Annotated in this window: 16 protein-coding genes; 6 read left to right on the top strand and 10 right to left on the bottom strand. The window is 67.0% G+C overall.

The features are described from left to right. Nucleotides 1-51: 51 nt before the first annotated feature. The 3 genes from KYC_RS16165 to KYC_RS16155 form a co-directional block, all read right to left on the bottom strand. A complete protein-coding gene (locus KYC_RS16165; protein WP_008164218.1) occupies nt 52-963 on the bottom strand; it encodes a polyprenyl synthetase family protein in 912 nt (303 codons plus the stop codon). A 7-nt stretch (nt 964-970) separates the two neighbouring features. After that, nucleotides 971-1,237 (bottom strand): exodeoxyribonuclease VII small subunit, encoded by a 267-nt coding sequence (locus KYC_RS16160; RefSeq protein WP_043518647.1) that lies wholly within the window; start codon nt 1,235-1,237, stop codon nt 971-973. 82 nt (nt 1,238-1,319) lie between these two features. Then, nucleotides 1,320-2,174, bottom strand: coding sequence for an IclR family transcriptional regulator (locus KYC_RS16155; RefSeq protein ID WP_008164215.1), 855 nt, complete (start codon nt 2,172-2,174; stop codon nt 1,320-1,322). Nucleotides 2,175-2,344: 170 nt separating this feature from the next. Between KYC_RS16155 and KYC_RS16150 the strand changes: the two genes are divergently transcribed. The 3 genes from KYC_RS16150 (at nt 2,345) to KYC_RS16140 (ending at nt 6,012) form a co-directional block, all read left to right on the top strand. Then, nucleotides 2,345-3,313 (top strand): Bug family tripartite tricarboxylate transporter substrate binding protein, encoded by a 969-nt coding sequence (locus tag KYC_RS16150; protein WP_008164212.1) that lies wholly within the window; start codon nt 2,345-2,347, stop codon nt 3,311-3,313. 240 nt (nt 3,314-3,553) lie between these two features. Beyond that, nucleotides 3,554-4,564, top strand: coding sequence for an acyltransferase (locus KYC_RS16145; RefSeq protein ID WP_008164210.1), 1,011 nt, complete (start codon nt 3,554-3,556; stop codon nt 4,562-4,564). 302 nt (nt 4,565-4,866) lie between these two features. Continuing rightward, complete coding sequence (locus KYC_RS16140) at nt 4,867-6,012, top strand: aromatic ring-hydroxylating oxygenase subunit alpha (RefSeq protein ID WP_008164207.1); 1,146 nt, start codon at nt 4,867-4,869, stop codon at nt 6,010-6,012. 76 nt (nt 6,013-6,088) lie between these two features. On the opposite strand, the gene KYC_RS16135 is transcribed toward KYC_RS16140, so the two are convergent. The 5 genes from KYC_RS16135 to KYC_RS16115 form a co-directional block, all read right to left on the bottom strand. Continuing rightward, on the bottom strand, nt 6,089-7,219 hold the full coding sequence (locus tag KYC_RS16135; RefSeq protein WP_008164205.1) for a TIGR03364 family FAD-dependent oxidoreductase: 1,131 nt from the start codon (nt 7,217-7,219) through the stop codon (nt 6,089-6,091). Nucleotides 7,220-7,312: 93 nt separating this feature from the next. Beyond that, nucleotides 7,313-8,335 carry a putative 2-aminoethylphosphonate ABC transporter substrate-binding protein gene (locus KYC_RS16130; protein WP_008164204.1) on the bottom strand — a complete coding sequence of 341 codons (1,023 nt, stop codon included), beginning with the start codon at nt 8,333-8,335 and terminating at the stop codon, nt 7,313-7,315. Between the two features lie 116 nt (nt 8,336-8,451). Continuing rightward, a complete protein-coding gene (gene phnX, locus KYC_RS16125) occupies nt 8,452-9,282 on the bottom strand; it encodes a phosphonoacetaldehyde hydrolase (RefSeq protein ID WP_420796116.1) in 831 nt (276 codons plus the stop codon). A gap of 17 nt (nt 9,283-9,299) precedes the next feature. Next, nucleotides 9,300-11,048 carry a putative 2-aminoethylphosphonate ABC transporter permease subunit gene (locus tag KYC_RS16120; protein WP_050814893.1) on the bottom strand — a complete coding sequence of 583 codons (1,749 nt, stop codon included), beginning with the start codon at nt 11,046-11,048 and terminating at the stop codon, nt 9,300-9,302. 25 nt (nt 11,049-11,073) lie between these two features. Next, on the bottom strand, nt 11,074-12,147 hold the full coding sequence (locus tag KYC_RS16115; protein ID WP_008164190.1) for a putative 2-aminoethylphosphonate ABC transporter ATP-binding protein: 1,074 nt from the start codon (nt 12,145-12,147) through the stop codon (nt 11,074-11,076). A gap of 147 nt (nt 12,148-12,294) precedes the next feature. On the opposite strand from KYC_RS16115, the gene KYC_RS16110 reads away from it, so the two are divergent. Both KYC_RS16110 and KYC_RS16105 read left to right on the top strand, forming a co-directional pair. Next, nucleotides 12,295-13,158 carry a LysR family transcriptional regulator gene (locus KYC_RS16110; protein WP_008164188.1) on the top strand — a complete coding sequence of 288 codons (864 nt, stop codon included), beginning with the start codon at nt 12,295-12,297 and terminating at the stop codon, nt 13,156-13,158. A gap of 52 nt (nt 13,159-13,210) precedes the next feature. After that, nucleotides 13,211-13,780: a phosphonate degradation HD-domain oxygenase gene (locus tag KYC_RS16105; RefSeq protein WP_008164186.1), complete on the top strand. Its 570-nt coding sequence runs from the start codon at nt 13,211-13,213 to the stop codon at nt 13,778-13,780. A 55-nt stretch (nt 13,781-13,835) separates the two neighbouring features. On the opposite strand, the gene KYC_RS16100 is transcribed toward KYC_RS16105, so the two are convergent. Further along, nucleotides 13,836-14,702, bottom strand: coding sequence for a sulfurtransferase (locus KYC_RS16100; protein WP_008164184.1), 867 nt, complete (start codon nt 14,700-14,702; stop codon nt 13,836-13,838). A gap of 35 nt (nt 14,703-14,737) precedes the next feature. Further along, a complete protein-coding gene (locus KYC_RS16095) occupies nt 14,738-15,592 on the bottom strand; it encodes a DMT family transporter (RefSeq protein WP_043518645.1) in 855 nt (284 codons plus the stop codon). 132 nt (nt 15,593-15,724) lie between these two features. On the opposite strand from KYC_RS16095, the gene htpX reads away from it, so the two are divergent. Next, complete coding sequence (gene htpX, locus KYC_RS16090) at nt 15,725-16,606, top strand: protease HtpX (protein ID WP_008164179.1); 882 nt, start codon at nt 15,725-15,727, stop codon at nt 16,604-16,606. Nucleotides 16,607-16,610: the final 4 nt, after the last annotated feature.

The raw sequence follows: 16,610 nt of genomic DNA, 5'->3' as shown, positions 1-16,610 counted from the left end.
TTTATGTGGTTCGTTGGCCCGCCCCCGTGGTGAGGCCAGGCTAGTCACGGATCAGCGGTCTCGAAGAACGATGAAGTCGGCCAATTGGGCCAGGCGCGCGCCCGCATCGCCCAGCGGCGCCAGGGCGTCCAAGGCGGCTTCGCGAAGTTCGCCGGCAAAGGCCCGGGCCTCAGAGAGACCCAGCAGGGATACGTACGTGGGCTTGTTTTCGGCGGCGTCCTTGCCCGGCGTCTTGCCCAGGCTGGCGCTGTCGGCGGTGACGTCGAGGATATCGTCGACGACCTGGAACGCCAGTCCGACGGCCTGCGCATAGGCATCCAGCGCCTGGCGCGACGCCGAGCTGGCGCCGGCCACGATGCCGCCCAGCGCAACGCTGCACGCCAGCATGGCGCCCGTTTTCATGCCGTGCATCATCTGCAGTTCGTCGCGCGAGAGCGAACGGCCGACGCTGAACAAGTCGATGGCCTGCCCGCCCGCCATGCCCTGGCTGCCGGCGGCGCGCGCCAGCGACTGGGTGGCCTGGACGATCAGCGCGGGGGCGATCGGCATGGAGGCCAGCAGCTCAAACGCCAGGGGCTGCAGCGCATCGCCGGCCAGCATGGCGGTGGCTTCGTCGAACTGGACATGCGTGGTGGGCCGGCCGCGGCGCAGCGTGTCGTCGTCCATGCAGGGCAGGTCGTCATGGACCAGCGAATAGGCATGAATCAGTTCCACGGCGGCGGCAGCCCGGTCGAGCGAAGCCTCGATGGCCAGCACGCTGCCGCTCACCGGGCAGGCCTGACCGGCCGCATAGACCAGGGCCGCGCGCACGCGCTTCCCGCCCCCGAGCACGGCGTACCGCATGGCTTCGTGCAAACGGGAAGGCAGCGCGTCCGCCGGAGGAAGGAGGTCATCGAGCACATCTTCGATGTGTCGCGCACGGCCTTGCAACCACTCGGGAAAAGCGAGTTGAATTTGCTTCATCGGGTTCTTATTCGTCATCCAGCGCCGCCGGGTCCAGCGGCCGGAGCAGGTCGCCCTCGAGGACCTTGACCTGCTGTTCGGCCTGCGCCAGGCGGTCCTGGCAGACCCGCGTGAGCGCCACGCCACGCCGATAGGCGGCCAGCGACTGCTCAAGCGGCAGCGAACCGTCTTCCATGGCCGCAACCAGCGATTCCAGTTCGGCGAGAGCCGTCTCGAAATCCTGGGGCAAAGGACGATCGTCTTGCTGCGGATCAGCTTGTATGGGTTTGGCCAAACGGGCCTCCGGGGGCGCTAGGGGTGGATCAATCCGTGAATTGTACGAGATACCCAAGCCCGCCCCGGATGCGCCCCGCGCCTCAGGCCGGCGTGCCGGCCAGGCCCGCCACCGCCGCCAGCAGCGCCGGGGCCACGCGGGCGCGCAGGTCCGCCTCTTCCAGCAGGCTGGCGGGCCCCCCGCAGCTCATGACGAAAACGCCCTCGCCTGTGATGGACGTGAAGGGCACGGCAACGGCGTTGATGCCAGACTGCCATTCGCCGATCGCAAAGCAGCACCCCGCCTGGGCCAGTTCCGTCCGGGCGCGCGCGATCGCCTCGGCCGCCGGAGCCCCCTGGCCGAGGCGCGCCAGGATGCCGTCGCACTCCGGCTCGGGCAGCGAGGCCAGGTAGGCCCGGCCCATCGCGCTGTCCAGGCTGGCGCGGTAGCCGACGGGCAGCCGCAGGTACAGGGCGGACGAGCCATGGATGGCTTCGACGTACGTCATGGCGTCGCCGTCGAACGCGCCCAGCGCGACCGCGCCGCCGGTATCGCGCGCCAGGTCGGTCATCGAGGCCTTGGCCAATTCGCGCACCTCGAGCCCGGCCAGCAGGCCGAAGCCCAGCGCCAGGACGCCATAACCGGGCGAGTACTTGCCGGTGTCCGGGTGATAGCGCAGGTAGCCCAGTTCGGTCAGCGTGTAGGTGATGCGGCTGATGGTGGGCTTGGGCAGCCCCGTCAGGCGCGCCAGGTCCAGGTTGCCCAACGCGGCGACGCCATGACGGAAACACCGCAGCACATCCAGCCCGCGCGCCAGCGCAGTGATGAAGTCCGGCGAATTGGCCCCGTCGCCCCCGCCGGCGGCCCGCTTGCGGCGCGCGGGCTGGCTCAATTCGAGTTTCTCGTCGGGCTTGGAAGGGGGGCGTGGCATGCGCTTGGCATCAGAAAAAGATTGCATTTCTATTCGCTTCGTTTTTATAGTTTATTTCGAATGACAAAACTAAATTCCATATACCGGAATTTATAACATCCAAGGAGACCTGGCAAGCCGCCGCGGCGACACACCCGCGCCCCGGCCAAGCCAGGCCCGGCGATCCACTCTCGACCATGCGATTTCAAGGGGAAAACATGATTCGCACCAGCTTCAAACTGCTCGCCACCATGATGCTCAGCGCCGCCGCGCTGAGCGCGCAGGCGGACACCTATCCCGCCCGCCCCATCAAGGTGATCTCGCCCTTCCCGGCGGGAGGCGCCACCGACGTGCTGACGCGCGTTCTGGCCGAGCGGATGGCCAAGACCCTGGGCCAACCCATGATCGTCGAGAACAAGGCCGGCGCGGGCACGTCCATCGGCGCCGCGTTCGTTTCGCGCGAAGCGCCTGACGGCTACACGATCCTGATGGCCACCAACTCGACACTGGTCACCAACCGCTACCTGTATAAGGAACTGCCCTACGATCCGGACGGTTTCGCGCGCATCGGCATGGTGGGCGTCGGCCCGCTGGTCCTCCTGTCCAGCCCCAAGCGGCCGTTCAACAGCACCCAGGACGTCGTGGCCTACGCCAAACAGAATCCGGGCAAGCTGACTTTCGCCACGTTCGGCCCGGGCACGTCGTCGCATCTGGCCGGCGAACTGTTCAAGGCACGCGCCGGCATCGACATCCTGCACGTGCCGTTCAAGGGCGCCACGCAGGCCCTGCCCGCCCTGATCAGCGGCGACGTGGACCTGTTCTTCGACATGGTCGCCACCGGTATGCCGCAAGCCGACGCAGGCAAGGTCAAGGTGTTCGCCATCACCAGCCCGACGCGCCTGGCGACGCAGCCCAATCTGGGCACGCTGGCCGAACAGGGCTACCCCGCGTTCGACATGACCGCCTGGTTCAGCTTCGTGGCGCCCAAGGGCACGCCGGCTCCCGTGCTGGAAAAGCTGCAATCGGCCCTGACCGAAACGCTGAAGGACGAAGCGGTGAAAAAACGCATGCTGGACATGGGCATTGATCCGCGTTCGGGCACGGCGGCCGAACTGGACAAGCAGATCACGACCGAGCAGCCGATCGTGTCGCAGCTCATCAAGCAGGCCAACATCGTTCTGCAGTAAATGCGCCCGCGCCCATCGGTTTCGTGACAAATCGTTCGCGGACTGCCGGCCCGCGATCGGCTGGGCCACGAGTCGCCGGACCGCAGTTCCTTCGCGGCCCGGCCTGCCGGGGCCCGGCCTTTTCCACCGACAGCGCCTGACCGGCCCTGTCGGTTTTTTACTTTCGGTCTAACGCCTGGATACAGAAATCGGCGCCGCCTCGCTGCTAAGGTGAAAAAGTAACCACCCAGCGGGAGCCCGATGCCTTACACCGAAGACCGATACGCCAGCCTGGACTCCGCCCGCTGGCTGGCGGCGGTGGCCGTGGTGCTGCTGCACAGCGCGGCGCTCATCGTCAGCGACCCTGCCGCCTATGGCGGCGGCGCCTGGCTCGCCGCCAACCTGTATGACTCCGCGGCCCGGTGGTGCGTGCCCGTCTTCGTCATGGTCAGCGGCGCACTGCTGCTGGACCCTGACAAACCGCAGGACGCCCGGCGCTTCTATAGCCGGCGCATGGCCAGGATATGCGCGCCCCTGCTGTTCTGGACCCTCTTCTACCTGGCGTGGCGGACCGGCCTGGACTGGTGGGACGACGGCCGCGTCGACTTTTCTTTCTGGCCGCGCAAAGTGGCGCAGGGCGAGCCCTACTACCACCTGTGGTACCTGTACATGATCGTGGGCCTGTACCTGTTCGCCCCGCTGGTCCGCCTGCTGTATGCGCGCAGCACGCCCCGGGCGCGCTCGCTGTGGGTGGTCGGCATCCTGGGGGTGGCGATCCTGGACGCCCTGTACCGCCGCGCTCTCGGCGCGCCGCATGGTTTCTTCCTGACGTGGTTCCTCCCCTATCTGGGCTACTTCGTTGCGGGCCGCCTGATCTTCGACGGCGAAATGCGCATCCCGCGCCCCGGCCTGGTCCTGGCGGCCAGCGTGGGCGCCACCGCACTGGGCGTGGGCATGATGTCCAATGGACACGCGCTCGATACCTACTTCTACGACTACTTCAGCCTGACGGTGCCGTTCATGTCGCTGGCCGCGTTCCAGTGGATCGTCTCGTCGCCTCGCCTGCCCCGGCTGGCGTCGCTGGCGCCGCTGACGTTCGGCGTCTATCTCATCCACCCCGTGTTCCTGGACGTGGCGCGCCGCGCTGGCGCGTTTTCCGGCGGACAGCGCGATGCCTGGGCCGTGCCCCTGCTGACAGCCGCGGTGTTCGTCCTGTCGGCCGCCAGCAGCTGGCTGCTGAGGCGGCATCCGGCCACGCGCCGGCTCGTCTGAAAGACCTACGCCGCGAAGGGTTAATCGGCGTTTGCGCACCGTCAATCCCACCCCGGCATAAGTTGTAGAGGCCCGCCTGATCCGACCGGGCGTCGCACATGCCCTTGGGGTACAATTCACGGCTTATTTGATCGGCCAGACACCGATTTTTCTTCGCGCCAGAACGGATTTAGCCAGGCTCGATTTCATGTGCAGGCCCTGTACGGAACCCTGAAGGGAACCCCGACCGGAACCTGGACTTGAACAAAAGCGCATGGCAAAGCTCAAACCGTCCTGGCTTTTTTATCCGAGCGGAGGGAATCATGACCGACATCGGTCGGATGGCACATGTCGTGCCAGCTCGCACCCAGCTACCCGTCAGCGCATATTTTGACGAAGCCCTCTTTGCCCGCGAGCAAGAACTCATTTTCAAGCAATCCTCGCTCTACGTCGGCCACCAGAAACTGGTGCCCGAAATCGGGGATTGGCGTACGTTGGCCCAGGAAAACGGAGGGCGCACGCTGGTTCGCAACCAGCAAGGCGTCGAACTCATCTCAAATGTCTGCCGTCACCGGCAGGCATTGATGCTTGGCGGCGAAGCCGGCAACGTGGCCGGCAACTGCAATACGCATGGCAATCTGAAGGCCACGGGCGGCAATATCGTCTGCCCGCTGCACCGCTGGACGTACAACAACCAGGGCGAGTTGTTGGGCGCGCCCCAGTTCGAGACCACGCCCTGCATGAACCTGCAGAAGTTCCGCCTGCGCGATTGCCACGGCCTGCTGTTCGAAGGCCCGCGCGATCCGGCCTCCGACATGGCGCCGCTGTTCGCGCGTCCGGAATTCGACTTCGGCGACTACGTGCTGGACCACGTCGAAGTGCATCAGTGCAACTACAACTGGAAGACCTTCATCGAGGTCTACCTCGAGGACTACCACGTCGGCCCGTTCCATCCCGGACTGGGGCGCTTCGTCACGTGCGACGACCTGACCTGGGAATTCAACGACTGGTACAGCCTGCAGAAGGTCGGCGTCCACAATGCGCTGGCGCAGCCGGGCTCCGACGTCTACAAGCAATGGCATGATCGCCTGCTGTCGTTCCGCGACGGCGACGCGCCGGATTTCGGCGCGGTCTGGGTCACGTATTTCCCGACCCACATGATCGAGCTCTATCCCCACGTGCTCGTCCTGTCCACGCTGTATCCGAAGAGCCCGCAGGAAACGGTGAACGTCGTCGAGTTCTACTACCCCGAGGAAATCGCCGCCTTCGAGCGCGAATTTGTCGAGGCGCAGCGCGCGGCCTACATGGAAACGGCCATCGAGGACGATGAGATCGCCGAACGCATGGACGCGGGCCGCAAGGCCCTGATGCTGCGGGGCGTAAACGAGACCGGTCCGTACCAGTCGCCGATGGAAGACGGCATGCAGCACTTCCACGAGTGGTACCGCCGCATCATGCAAGACGTGTAGACCCGTCTTCCCAGCCATGCATGACGAAGGGCCTCGCGATCGCGAGGCCCTTTTTTCTTGAAGCCCGCCGCGCGGGTCAGCGTCCGGTCACGCCAGCGACGGTGCGCTCGCCGATGGCCAGCCCCACCGTCATGCCGACGCCGGAATGCATGACCGCCACCGTGGTCGCGGCATCCACCGGCATCACCGAGAACGGCGCCGGCCCATGCGCGCCGTACACGCCCTGCCAGCGCTCCAGCACCCTCAGCCTTGCGCCCAGCGCCTGCGACGCCAGGTCCAGCATGGCGTTATCGACGGCCTCGTCGTTGAACGGCAGCGCATCCTGCCCATAGCGGTGCGAGTCGCCGATGATCAGTTCGCCGTGCGGCGTGGGGCTGATCAGCAGATGGATGCCGTTCTCCAGCAGCATGGGCGTGCGCGCCTGGATCACGCTGCGCAGCGCCTGCGCCGACGGCAGATCGGAGAAGGCCCCGTAGTGCACGCAAGACAGTCCGGTCAGCAGAGGACGGTCCAGCGCGATGGGGTTCGTCTCGAAGGCCGCGCGCAGCATCTGCAGACGCGTCACCTCAAGGTTCATGGGCGCGAAGCGTTCCGGCAGCAGCGTCAGGTAGTCGTGGCCCGGGCAGACGAACACATGCGATGCCTGGAAGTCGCCCGCCGTGGTGGCGACTTCGCCGTTTTCCACGGCGCGCGCCAGCGTTCCCGTAATGAAGGCGACACCCAGCGACGATTGCAGGTAATGGGTGATGGCGGGCAGCGCCTCGCGCGAATAGATCTGAAGATCGTCATGGCCGCGCAATGCCACGCAATGGTGGGCAAGCTGGCCGCCGTACAAGCCGGCCACCTCGCGGCTCGACAACAATTCGGCGCGATACCCTTCCTGCCGCATGCGCGTGTCCGCGAATTCCCGCAGCACGTCGGCCTCGTCAACGTTGCGCGCCAGCACCAGCGCGCCGTTGGCGCGCACATGGAAACCGGCCTGGTCCGCCAGGTCCAGCCACAGTTCACGCGCCTGCTGGGCGTGCGACAGCATCATGCCGGGCGCCTGGCCGGTCACGATGACCTGGCCGAAGTTTCGGATCGTTGCGCCGTGCGCCTGGCGGCTGCGCTCGATCACGGCCACGGACAAGCCGCGCTTGGCGGCTGCCCACGCGTGCGCGATGCCCAGCATGCCCGCGCCCACCACGATTACGTCGAATTTTTTCATCTTCGGAAAACTGCAAGAGGGATTGCGGGGAAGCGTCCGCGGGACGGCTTCCCGATGTGCGGCGGCGCCCTGCGCCGCCGCATGGGTCAAGGCTTACTTCTTCTTGGGCTCGGACTTGCCGTCGTAGCGCTTGGTCCATTCGGCGATGATGCGCTCGCGGTTCGTGGCGGCCCACGTGAAGTCGTTCTTGATCATGCGCGAGGTCAGGTCGGCCGGCAGGTTCGGGTTGACCGTGGCGATCGACGGAATCGCCAGCACCGCGAAGTTGGCCTTGTACAGCTCATTGGCTTCGCGGCTGGCCGAGAAGTCGGCCAGCTTGCGCGCGGCCTCCAGGTTCTTCGTGCCCTTCATGATGGCGGTGGCTTCGACTTCCCAGCCCAGCCCTTCCGACGGGAACACGGCTTCGACCGGCGCGCCGTCGGCCTTGAGCTTGGCGGCGCGGTAGTCGAACGACACGCCGATGGGGAATTCGCCGGCGGCGGCCATGTTGCACGGCTTGGAGCCCGAGTGCGTGTACGAGCCGATGTTCTTGTGCAGCGCGTCCATGTAGGCCCAGCCCTTCTCTTCACCGAAGATCTGCAGCCAGGCGCTCACGTCCAGGAAACCCGTGCCGGACGATGCCGGGTTCGGCATCACGATCTTGCCGGCGTAGACGGGTTTGGTCAGGTCCTGCCACGACGTGGGCTTGGGCAGCTTCTGCTTTTCGGCTTCGATGGTGTTAAAGCAAATGGCGGCGGCGTAGCCGTCCATGCCGACCCACGAAGGTTCGGCCTTGGCGTCGCGCATGTTGGCGGCGATCTGGTCCAGCCCCTTCGGGGCGTAGGGCTGCAGCATGCCTTCCTTGTCCATCAAGCCCAGCGCCGTGCCGGCCAGGCCCCAGATCACATCCGCCTTGGGGTTGCTCTTTTCGGCCAGCAGCTTGGCCGCGATGATGCCGGTGGAGTCGCGTACCCACTGGATCTTGATGTCGGGGTTGGCCTTCTCGAACGCGGCCTGGTAGGCCTTGATCTGGTCGGCTTCCAGGGCGGTGTAGACGGTCAGGGTGGTCTCGGCCGAGGCGGCGCCCATCGTGCCCGTCAGGGCGGCGGCCAGTGCAAGCAGCTTGTAGCGATTCATGAAGAACTCCGTGGGTAAGCGGAAAAAAGGGTGTAGCGGGTCCCCGCGGCCGGCATGCCGGCCGCGGATTGCGGGGATAAGGGGGTGGGCCCGGGGCGCCGGGCGGCGTGTCTAGATCAAGGGCGTTCGCCTCGCGCCAGGCGAGCCTCGATGTCCGCGACCACGGCCGGCAGGTCGGCCACCGTGTCGATCAGGTAATGCGGCGAAACGGACGCCAGCTCCGCGCTGGCGGCGGCGCGCGCCTGCTCGCGGCCGGACTCGTCCAGGCTCAGGTACTGGTCCAGCGTCAGGCCGGCGGCATTGCCCGACAGCAGCAGGCCCACCGTCCACATGCCGGCGCGGCGGCCTTCCTCGATGCCGGGCGCGGTGTCATCGACCTTGATGCAGCCTGCCACATCGGACAGGCCCAGCTCGACCACGTTCTTCAACGCCATCGCCGGGGCTGGACGCGCACGCGGCACGTCGTCGCTGGCGACGATGCAGTCGGGCTCCAGGCCCTCGGCGGCGGCGCGCTCGACGACGCGGCGCATGACGCTGCCGGGGTAGCCCGAGCACGAACCGATCTTCAGGCCGCGCTGGCGCAGCGCGCGCAGCAGTTCGGCGGCGCCGGGGATGGCCGCGGAATACTGCGCGACCTTTTCCAGCTGCATCGGCAGGAAGCGTTCGTAGATAGCGGTCACGTCGTCATCGCTGGGGGCGCGGCCGAACCTGGCCTGGTACTGGCTTGCAATGGCGGGCTGGTCGCACAGCGCGCGGATGTGGTCCCACTTGCCCATCCCCATCGGGCCGCGCGCCTCTTTCAGGGACACGTCCATGCCGAACTGCGAGAACGCATCGACGAATACTTTGGTGGGGGCAAACGAGCCGAAGTCGACCAGCGTGCCGGCCCAGTCGAATATCACCGCTTCAAGGCGGACAGGCAGAGGTTGAGCAGTCATGGGAGTCATCCTGGAAAAATGGTCGGTCAACGGGCCGCCGGGCGGCGCCAGGCCTGGCTGCGCGCCACCAGGGCGCGGCTGGCCAAGTGCAGCGCCAGCGCAGCAACGGCGGAGCTGGCCATGATCACGGTGCACATGGCGGCTGCCGGTCCGATGAAGCCGGCGTCGTCCATGTTAAGCACGGCGACGGCCGCCAGCACCGTGGATGGGCTGTAAAGGAACACCACGGCCGACACCGTCGTCATGGCCGAGACAAACAGGTAGCGGGCCACGTCCAGCGCCGCGGGCAGGCACATCGGCAGCGTGACGCGCAGGAACGTCGTAACGCGCGGCACCTTCAGGGATGCGGAAGCCGCTTCGAATTCAGGATCCAGCGCGTTAAGCGCGGTGGACGCCGTAAGGTGCGCGCTGGTGTAGAAGTGGACGACCGTGCAAAGAACCAGCAGCGTCATCGTGCCGTACAGCCCGTTCAGCGGGTTCAAGAGGCTGTTGAAGAAGAAGATGTAGCCCAGGCCCAGCACCAGGCCGGGAACCGCCATGGGCATCAGCGCCAGCATGCCCACCATGCCGCGCAGGCCGCGCGCCACCGCGCCGCGGGCCGGCACCTTCTCCATCATCCAGGCGCCGGCGAAAACCACCACCGTGCCGACCAGAGCCGTGCAGAACGCCAGTTGCAGACTGTTGCGCCAGGCCAGCCAGCCGCCGCCGTCCATGTTGTCGAAGTCGTACGAGCGCAGCGACATCGACAGGTTGTAGGGCCACATCTTCACGAACGACGCCCAGACCGCCACGCCGATGATCAGCAGCAGGAAGGCCGCCAGCACGCCGGCCAGGCCGAGAAAGGCCAGGTCGCGCCGGCCGTTGACGCCGGCCGCGTAGGGTTGCGCCCGGCCGCTCATCTGGGCGCCCTGGCGGGCGCGCAGGCGGCGGTCCAGCACGAAGGTCAGCAGCGCGGGCAACAGCAGCAGGATGCCGATCGCCGCCCCCTTGGGGAAATTCTGCTGGCCAACCACCGCCTTGTAGGCTTCCATGGCCAGCACGTTGTAGTCGCCCCCCACCACCTTGGGCACGCCGAAATCCGTGACGGTCAGCGTGAACACCACGCAGCAGGCAGAGAACACCGCATAGCGCGTGCCGGGCAAGGTCACCGTCAGGAAGGTGCGCAGCGGTCCCGCGCCCATCGCCCGGGCGGCGTCGTAGAGCCGCCCGTCCGCCAGCGTCAGGCCGGTCAGAAGAATCATGAGCGCATGCGGAAACGTGTAGAAGGCCTCGCCCACGACGATGCCCCAGAATCCGTAAATGGTTGCGCCGCCGGTCAGGCCCTTCAGCAGGCCCTGGTTGCCCAGCAGGTAGACCAGCGCGATGCCGGGGAGCAGCGACGGCGCCAGCAGCGGCAGCAAGGCGACCGTCCGCAGGATGCCCTTGCCCGGCAGGCGCGTGCGTGTCAGTCCGTAGGCAAAGCCGTAGGCGCAGGGCACGACCAGCAGGGTCGTCACGACGCCCACCGCCAGGCTGCGCCCGACCATGCCCAGGAAGCCGTCGGCGCCAATGATGCCGGCCATGACCGACAGGCCCGCCCAGCCGCCGTCGCTGTCGGTGACGGACTTGACCAGGATCGCCGCCAGGGGAAGCGCCAGGAACACGAGCAGCACCAGTGCGAGCCCGCCCTGCCCTGCGGTCAGGCCCAGCGAGCCGACCCAGCCCGGCAGCGGACGGCGGCCCAGCGCGGGGATGGGCGCCAGAGCCGGCGCGGGGATCGAAGCCGGTTCGGCCATGGTGGAACGGGGGCTCACAGCCGGATCAAGCGTAGGCGCGAATCGCATGGCGCGGCAGCTCCACCCAGCAGCGGCTGGCGGCGTGAGGACCCAGCAGGGCGTCTCCGGTTTCAGGGGATACGATGGAATGCACCGTGGCGCCGGGCACGCCTTCCAGCCGCAGGGCCAGGCGGTAGCCGCGGCCAAGGAACACGCCGTCGAGCACGTCGGCCAGCATGGAATTGGGTTCCTCCGGCCTGGCGACGCTGACCCGCACGGCCTCGGGCCGCACGAACAGCTTGCCCGCGCTGGCGTCCAGCGCCGCGTCCACCGCCAGTTCCTGGCGGCCGACACGGGCACGGTGCGCGTCGATGCGCTCGAACGGCAGCCAATTGGCCTCGCCCACGAAGTCGGCGATGAAGGCGGAGCCGGGCTGGCGATAGAGCTCGCGCGGCGTGCCGAATTGTTCAATGACACCGCCGTTCATGACGGCGATGCGGTCGGCCATCACCATGGCCTCTTCCTGGTCATGCGTCACCATCAGCGTAGTAATGGACAGCCGCTTCTGCAGGGCGCGCAGTTCGATCCGCAGGTGTTCTCGCACCCGGGCGTCGAGCGCCGACATGGGCTCGTCCAGCAGCAGCAGAGACGGCGACGGCGCCAGCGCGCGCGCCAGAGCCACGCGCTGCTGTTGGCCGCCGGAAATCTGTCCCGGATATTTCTGCGCCGCGCCGGCCAGGCCGACCAGGGTCAGCATTTCCTCGACACGGCTGGCGACATGGCTGCGATGGGCCCGTTTGCCGCTCAGGCCGTAGGCCACGTTCTGCGCCACGGTCAGGTTCGGAAACAGCGCGTACGACTGAAACAGGATGCCGTAGTCGCGCTCTTGCGGCTCGGCGCGCGAGATGTCGCGGCCCGACAGCACGATCGTCCCGCTGTCCTGCTGCTCCAGCCCGGCGATGGCGCGCAGCAGGGTCGTCTTGCCGCAACCCGAAGGACCCAGCAGGCAAACCAGCTCTCCGGCGCGGATATCCAGCGAAACGTCGGCCAGCGCCGTGTGGCTGCCGAATCGCTTCACAAGATTCTGCACTGATAGAAAGGCGGTATCGCGTTGGGGCATGGGGCCTCCGGTCTGGGAACGAAGGCAGTATGGAAGCCGCGTATTGAGCGTTTATGACACTTCGCGCAAATGCAGTAATAAAAACATCAAATTATTTTGGTGTACTGGCGGTCTTGCGCATTGCGTCCACCTTCCGCCCTCACCATCGTGCTCGTCGCCGAACTCAAATCCTTCTACGCCGTGGCTCGCTGCGGCACCGTCACCAAGGCCGCGGCCCAGCTGGGCGTCAGCCAGCCCACGGTGACGGGACAACTGCGCCAGCTGGAGTCGCGCTACGGCATCGAACTGTTCCACCGGCAGGGGCGCGGCATGCGGCTGTCGGACGCGGGACAGAGTCTGATGCCCATGGTCGAGAAGCTGGTGCAGCAGGAAACGGAGATCGACTTCCGCCTGCGCGACGCCAGCGACCTGCGCGAGGGCAACCTGCGCATCGGCGCCACGGGCCCCTACTACATCATGGACACGGTGCGCCGCTACAACCAGCGCTATCCCGGCATCGACCTGACCGTCACGATCGGCAATTCGCAGACCATGCTGCAGGCGCTGCAGGACTACCGCATCGAGATTGCCACGTCGTCCTTTCTGATGGATGACAAGCACCTGTACAGGCGCAAGATCGCCGCAGACCCGATCCGCGTCGTGGCCCATCGCAACCATCCGCTCGCCCGTCTGGGCCAGGTCCGCCTGGCCGATCTGGCCCAGCACGCGCTGCTGCTGCGCGAGCCCGGTTCGATGACGCGGCAATTGACCGAGGACGCCCTGCAGGCGGCCGGCGTCACCGTGCGCCGCACGCTGGAGATTGGCAGCCGCGAGTCGATCCGGCAGGCGATCCTGTGCGAACTGGGCATCAGCCTGATTCCTTCGCGCGAAATCCCGTCCCATCCCGACCTGGCGGCCCTGGACATCCAGGACGCCGGCATCGTGATGAATGAATACCTGTACTGCCTGCGCGAGCGCCAACCGGTGCAGCTTATCGCGCGCTTTCTGGAGATGGCGCCGGCAGCCGGCTGATACCGGCCGCGACTGCACGCCTCTTCCCCTTGCGGCCACTCAGGAGACAACCATGGCCTTGACCCTGCAGGATATCGAACAGCTTTTCCTGGAACGCGGGCACCGTTCCTACCACGGCGAATCCGTCAGCCATCTGCGGCATGCGCTGCAGACGGCGGCGCTTGCCGAACGTCACGGCGCCAATGCCCATCTCATTACGGCAAGCCTGCTGCACGACCTGGGCCACCTGATCGCGGACCGGCCCGGCACGCCCACGCTGCGGGGCATCGACGACAAGCACCAGTATTTTGTCCTGCCCTTCCTGCGCGGACTGTTCAGCGCCGCGGTGCTGGACCCGATCCGCCTGCACGTGGAAGCCAAGCGCTACCTCTGCTACGTCGAGCCGCAATATGAGGCGTCGCTGTCAGAAGACTCCCGGCGCAGCCTGGCGCTGCAGGGCGGCAGCTTCGACGCGGGCCAGGCGGTGGACTTCGCGAGCATGCCGGGCGCGCCGGATGCGATACGCCTGCGGCGCTGGGACGACATGGCCAAGGTGCCGGGGCTGGCCACGCCGTCCCTTGATCACTTCCTGGAAATCGCCGAAAGCGTCTCCGGACGCGTCAAGCTGGCCGCCGTCTGGTAACGGGTTCGGACCCTGCATGAAAAAAGCCAGGGACGAATCCCTGGCTTTTTTTGCTTCAGGCGCCCTTGGCGACCGGACGGGACGGATCGCTGCACCATTCGCTCCAGGATCCCGGGTACAGGCGCGAACCGGACAGGCCGGCGATTTCCATGGACAGCAGGTTATGGCAGGCGGTAATGCCCGAACCGCACTGGTGGACGATGGAGGCCGGGTCGCGGCCGGCCAGCAGGCCGGAGAATTCGGCGCGCAGCTGTTCGGGCGTCTTGAAACGGCCGTCCGGCTGGAGGTTTTCGCCATTGGGCCGGTTCAACGCGCCCGGAATATGGCCGGCCACGGGATCCATGGGCTCGGTTTCGCCACGATAGCGATTGGCGGCGCGGGCGTCGATCACGGTGAAGGACGGCTGGGCGATGTTGTCCAGCACGGCCTGGGCGTCTACGGAGCCGGCCAGCGACGCGCCGGGCTCCACCGGCTTGCCCGGCTGCACGGAAGGCGCCGCTTCCTGGGACACCGGCAGGCCGGCTGCCGTCCAGGCCTGCCAGCCGCCGTCCAGCACCGCGACCTGCTCATGGCCCAGCCAGCGCAGCATCCACCAAAGGTGCGCGGCGTACATGCCGCCGCTGGCGTCATAGGCCACGACCAGGGTGCGAGGCGTCACGCCATGGGCAGCCATCAGCGCGCCGAAATCGGCGCGGGCCGGCAGCGGGTGGCGCCCGTTCTTGCCGGTACGGGCCGCGGCCAGCTCGGTTTCGTGGTCCAGGTAGCGCGCGCCCGGGATGTGGCCCGCGTCATAGGCCTGGCGTCCCGCCGCGTGGTTGGTCAGGTCGTGGCGCACGTCGAACACGCGCACATCGGGCGAGTCCAGGCGCGCGGCCGTCAGGCGCGCGGCCAGGTCGGCGGCGGAAATCAGGGTCATCGTCATGCGTTGGGCTCCTGTACGGAATGGCGGCCGCGGGCTCAGGTCGGCTTGGGGTCGCGCATGGTGCGCCACACCGACAGCAGGCCCGCGGAGATGATCAGGCCCATGCCGGCCCAGGCCAGGGCGTCCAGATGGTCGCCCCAGAAGCCCATACCCAGCAAGGCCGCGAAAATGATGGTGCTGTACTGCAGCGCCGCGGTCAGCAGCGCCGACCCCATGCCGAACGCGCGGGTCATGGCCAGTTGGCCGAACAGTCCCGCCACGCCCACGCCCAGCAAGGACAGGTAGCCCGTCCAGTCGGCCGTGCCCCAGCCTTCGAACGCCAGCCCGGCCGCGCTGGACGCACAGACGGCGACCGAGAAGAACAGCACGGTGCGCCATTCGGGTTCTCCGATGCGGCCAAGCTGCCGGATCTGCATCATGGCGATCGCCGACATCGCGCCGGCGCCCATGCCCAGCAAGGCGGCCAGCCATTGGTCTTCGTTGATGCTGGGCCGCAGCACGGCGATCACGCCCAGGAATCCCAGCGCGACCGCCAGAATGCGCACCGGATCGCGCTGCGCCCCGCCCCATCCCAGCATCCAGCACGCGATGAACAGCGGCGCGGTGTAGTTCAGGCTGGTGGCGGTGGCCAGGGGAAGATGGGCAATGGCGAAAAATCCCAGCCACATCGACGTGACGCCCGACAGGTTGCGCCACACGTGCAGCTTCCAGCTGGTCGGGATGATGGACTGGCGGCCCGCGCGGGCCCAGATCAGCAGCAGCACCACCGAAGGCAGGCCGCGGAAGAGCACAATCTGCGGCAGCGACGCGCCGTGCTCGGTGCCGAGCTTCACGAACGACCCCATGATGGCGAACATGGCGGACGCCAGCAACATCCAAAGTGCCTGCATGCGGGTCTACGAATAAGGGAAAGCGATACTATACTCTCCGTCACCGGGAGCGGCGCCGGCGAGTCGGGGAACTGGCGGGCCGCCGCCATGTCGAAACCCGGGTATTTCCCGCTCGCAGAGGAACAAAAAAACATGAAACGCATTGTCCTGTTCGTCGTCACCAACCTGGCCGTCATGCTCGTGCTGTCGGCCACGCTGCGCATCCTGGGCGTAGACCGCATCATCACGGCCAACGGGCTGAACTTCAACGCGCTGCTGATCTTCTCGGTGGTCGTGGGCTTTACCGGCGCCATCATCTCGCTGCTCATGAGCAAGCCGATGGCCAAGTGGAGTACCGGCGCGCAGGTGCTGGATCCCAACGCGCCCCGCAACCAGCGCGAAGCCTGGCTGGTGGACACGGTCCACCAACTGGCCGACCGCGCCGGCATCGGCCGTCCTGAAGTCGCCATCTACGAAGGCGCCCCCAATGCATTCGCCACCGGCGCGTTCAAGAACGACTCGCTGGTCGCGGTGTCCACCGGCCTGCTGGAAAGCATGAGCGAAGAAGAAGTCGCCGCCGTGCTGGCCCACGAAGTCGCGCACATCGCCAACGGCGACATGGTCACGCTGACCCTGATCCAGGGCGTGGTCAACACCTTCGTCGTGTTCCTGGCGCGCGTGGTGGGCTACTTCATCGACCGCGTCGTGTTCAAGAACGAACGCGGCATCGGCCCGGGCTACTTCATCACCGTGCTGGTCTGTGAAATCATCTTCGGCGTGCTGGCCTCGATCATCGTGGCCTGGTTCTCGCGCCAGCGCGAATACCGCGCCGACGCCGGCTCGGCCCACCTGATGGGCGCCCGCGAACCCATGATCCGCGCCCTTGCCCGCCTTGGCGGCCTGGAACCCGGCGAACTGCCCAAGTCCTTCGAAGCGTCCGGCATCACCGGCAAGGGCGGCCTGGCGGCCATGTTCGCCTCGCACCCGCCCATCCCGGCCCGCATCGCCGCGCTGCAGAACGCCCGCGTGATCTGAACCG

This window comes from Achromobacter arsenitoxydans SY8 (assembly GCF_000236785.1).
GTDB lineage: Bacteria > Pseudomonadota > Gammaproteobacteria > Burkholderiales > Burkholderiaceae_B > Achromobacter > Achromobacter arsenitoxydans.
This window is presented reverse-complemented; position numbering and strand designations above follow the sequence as displayed.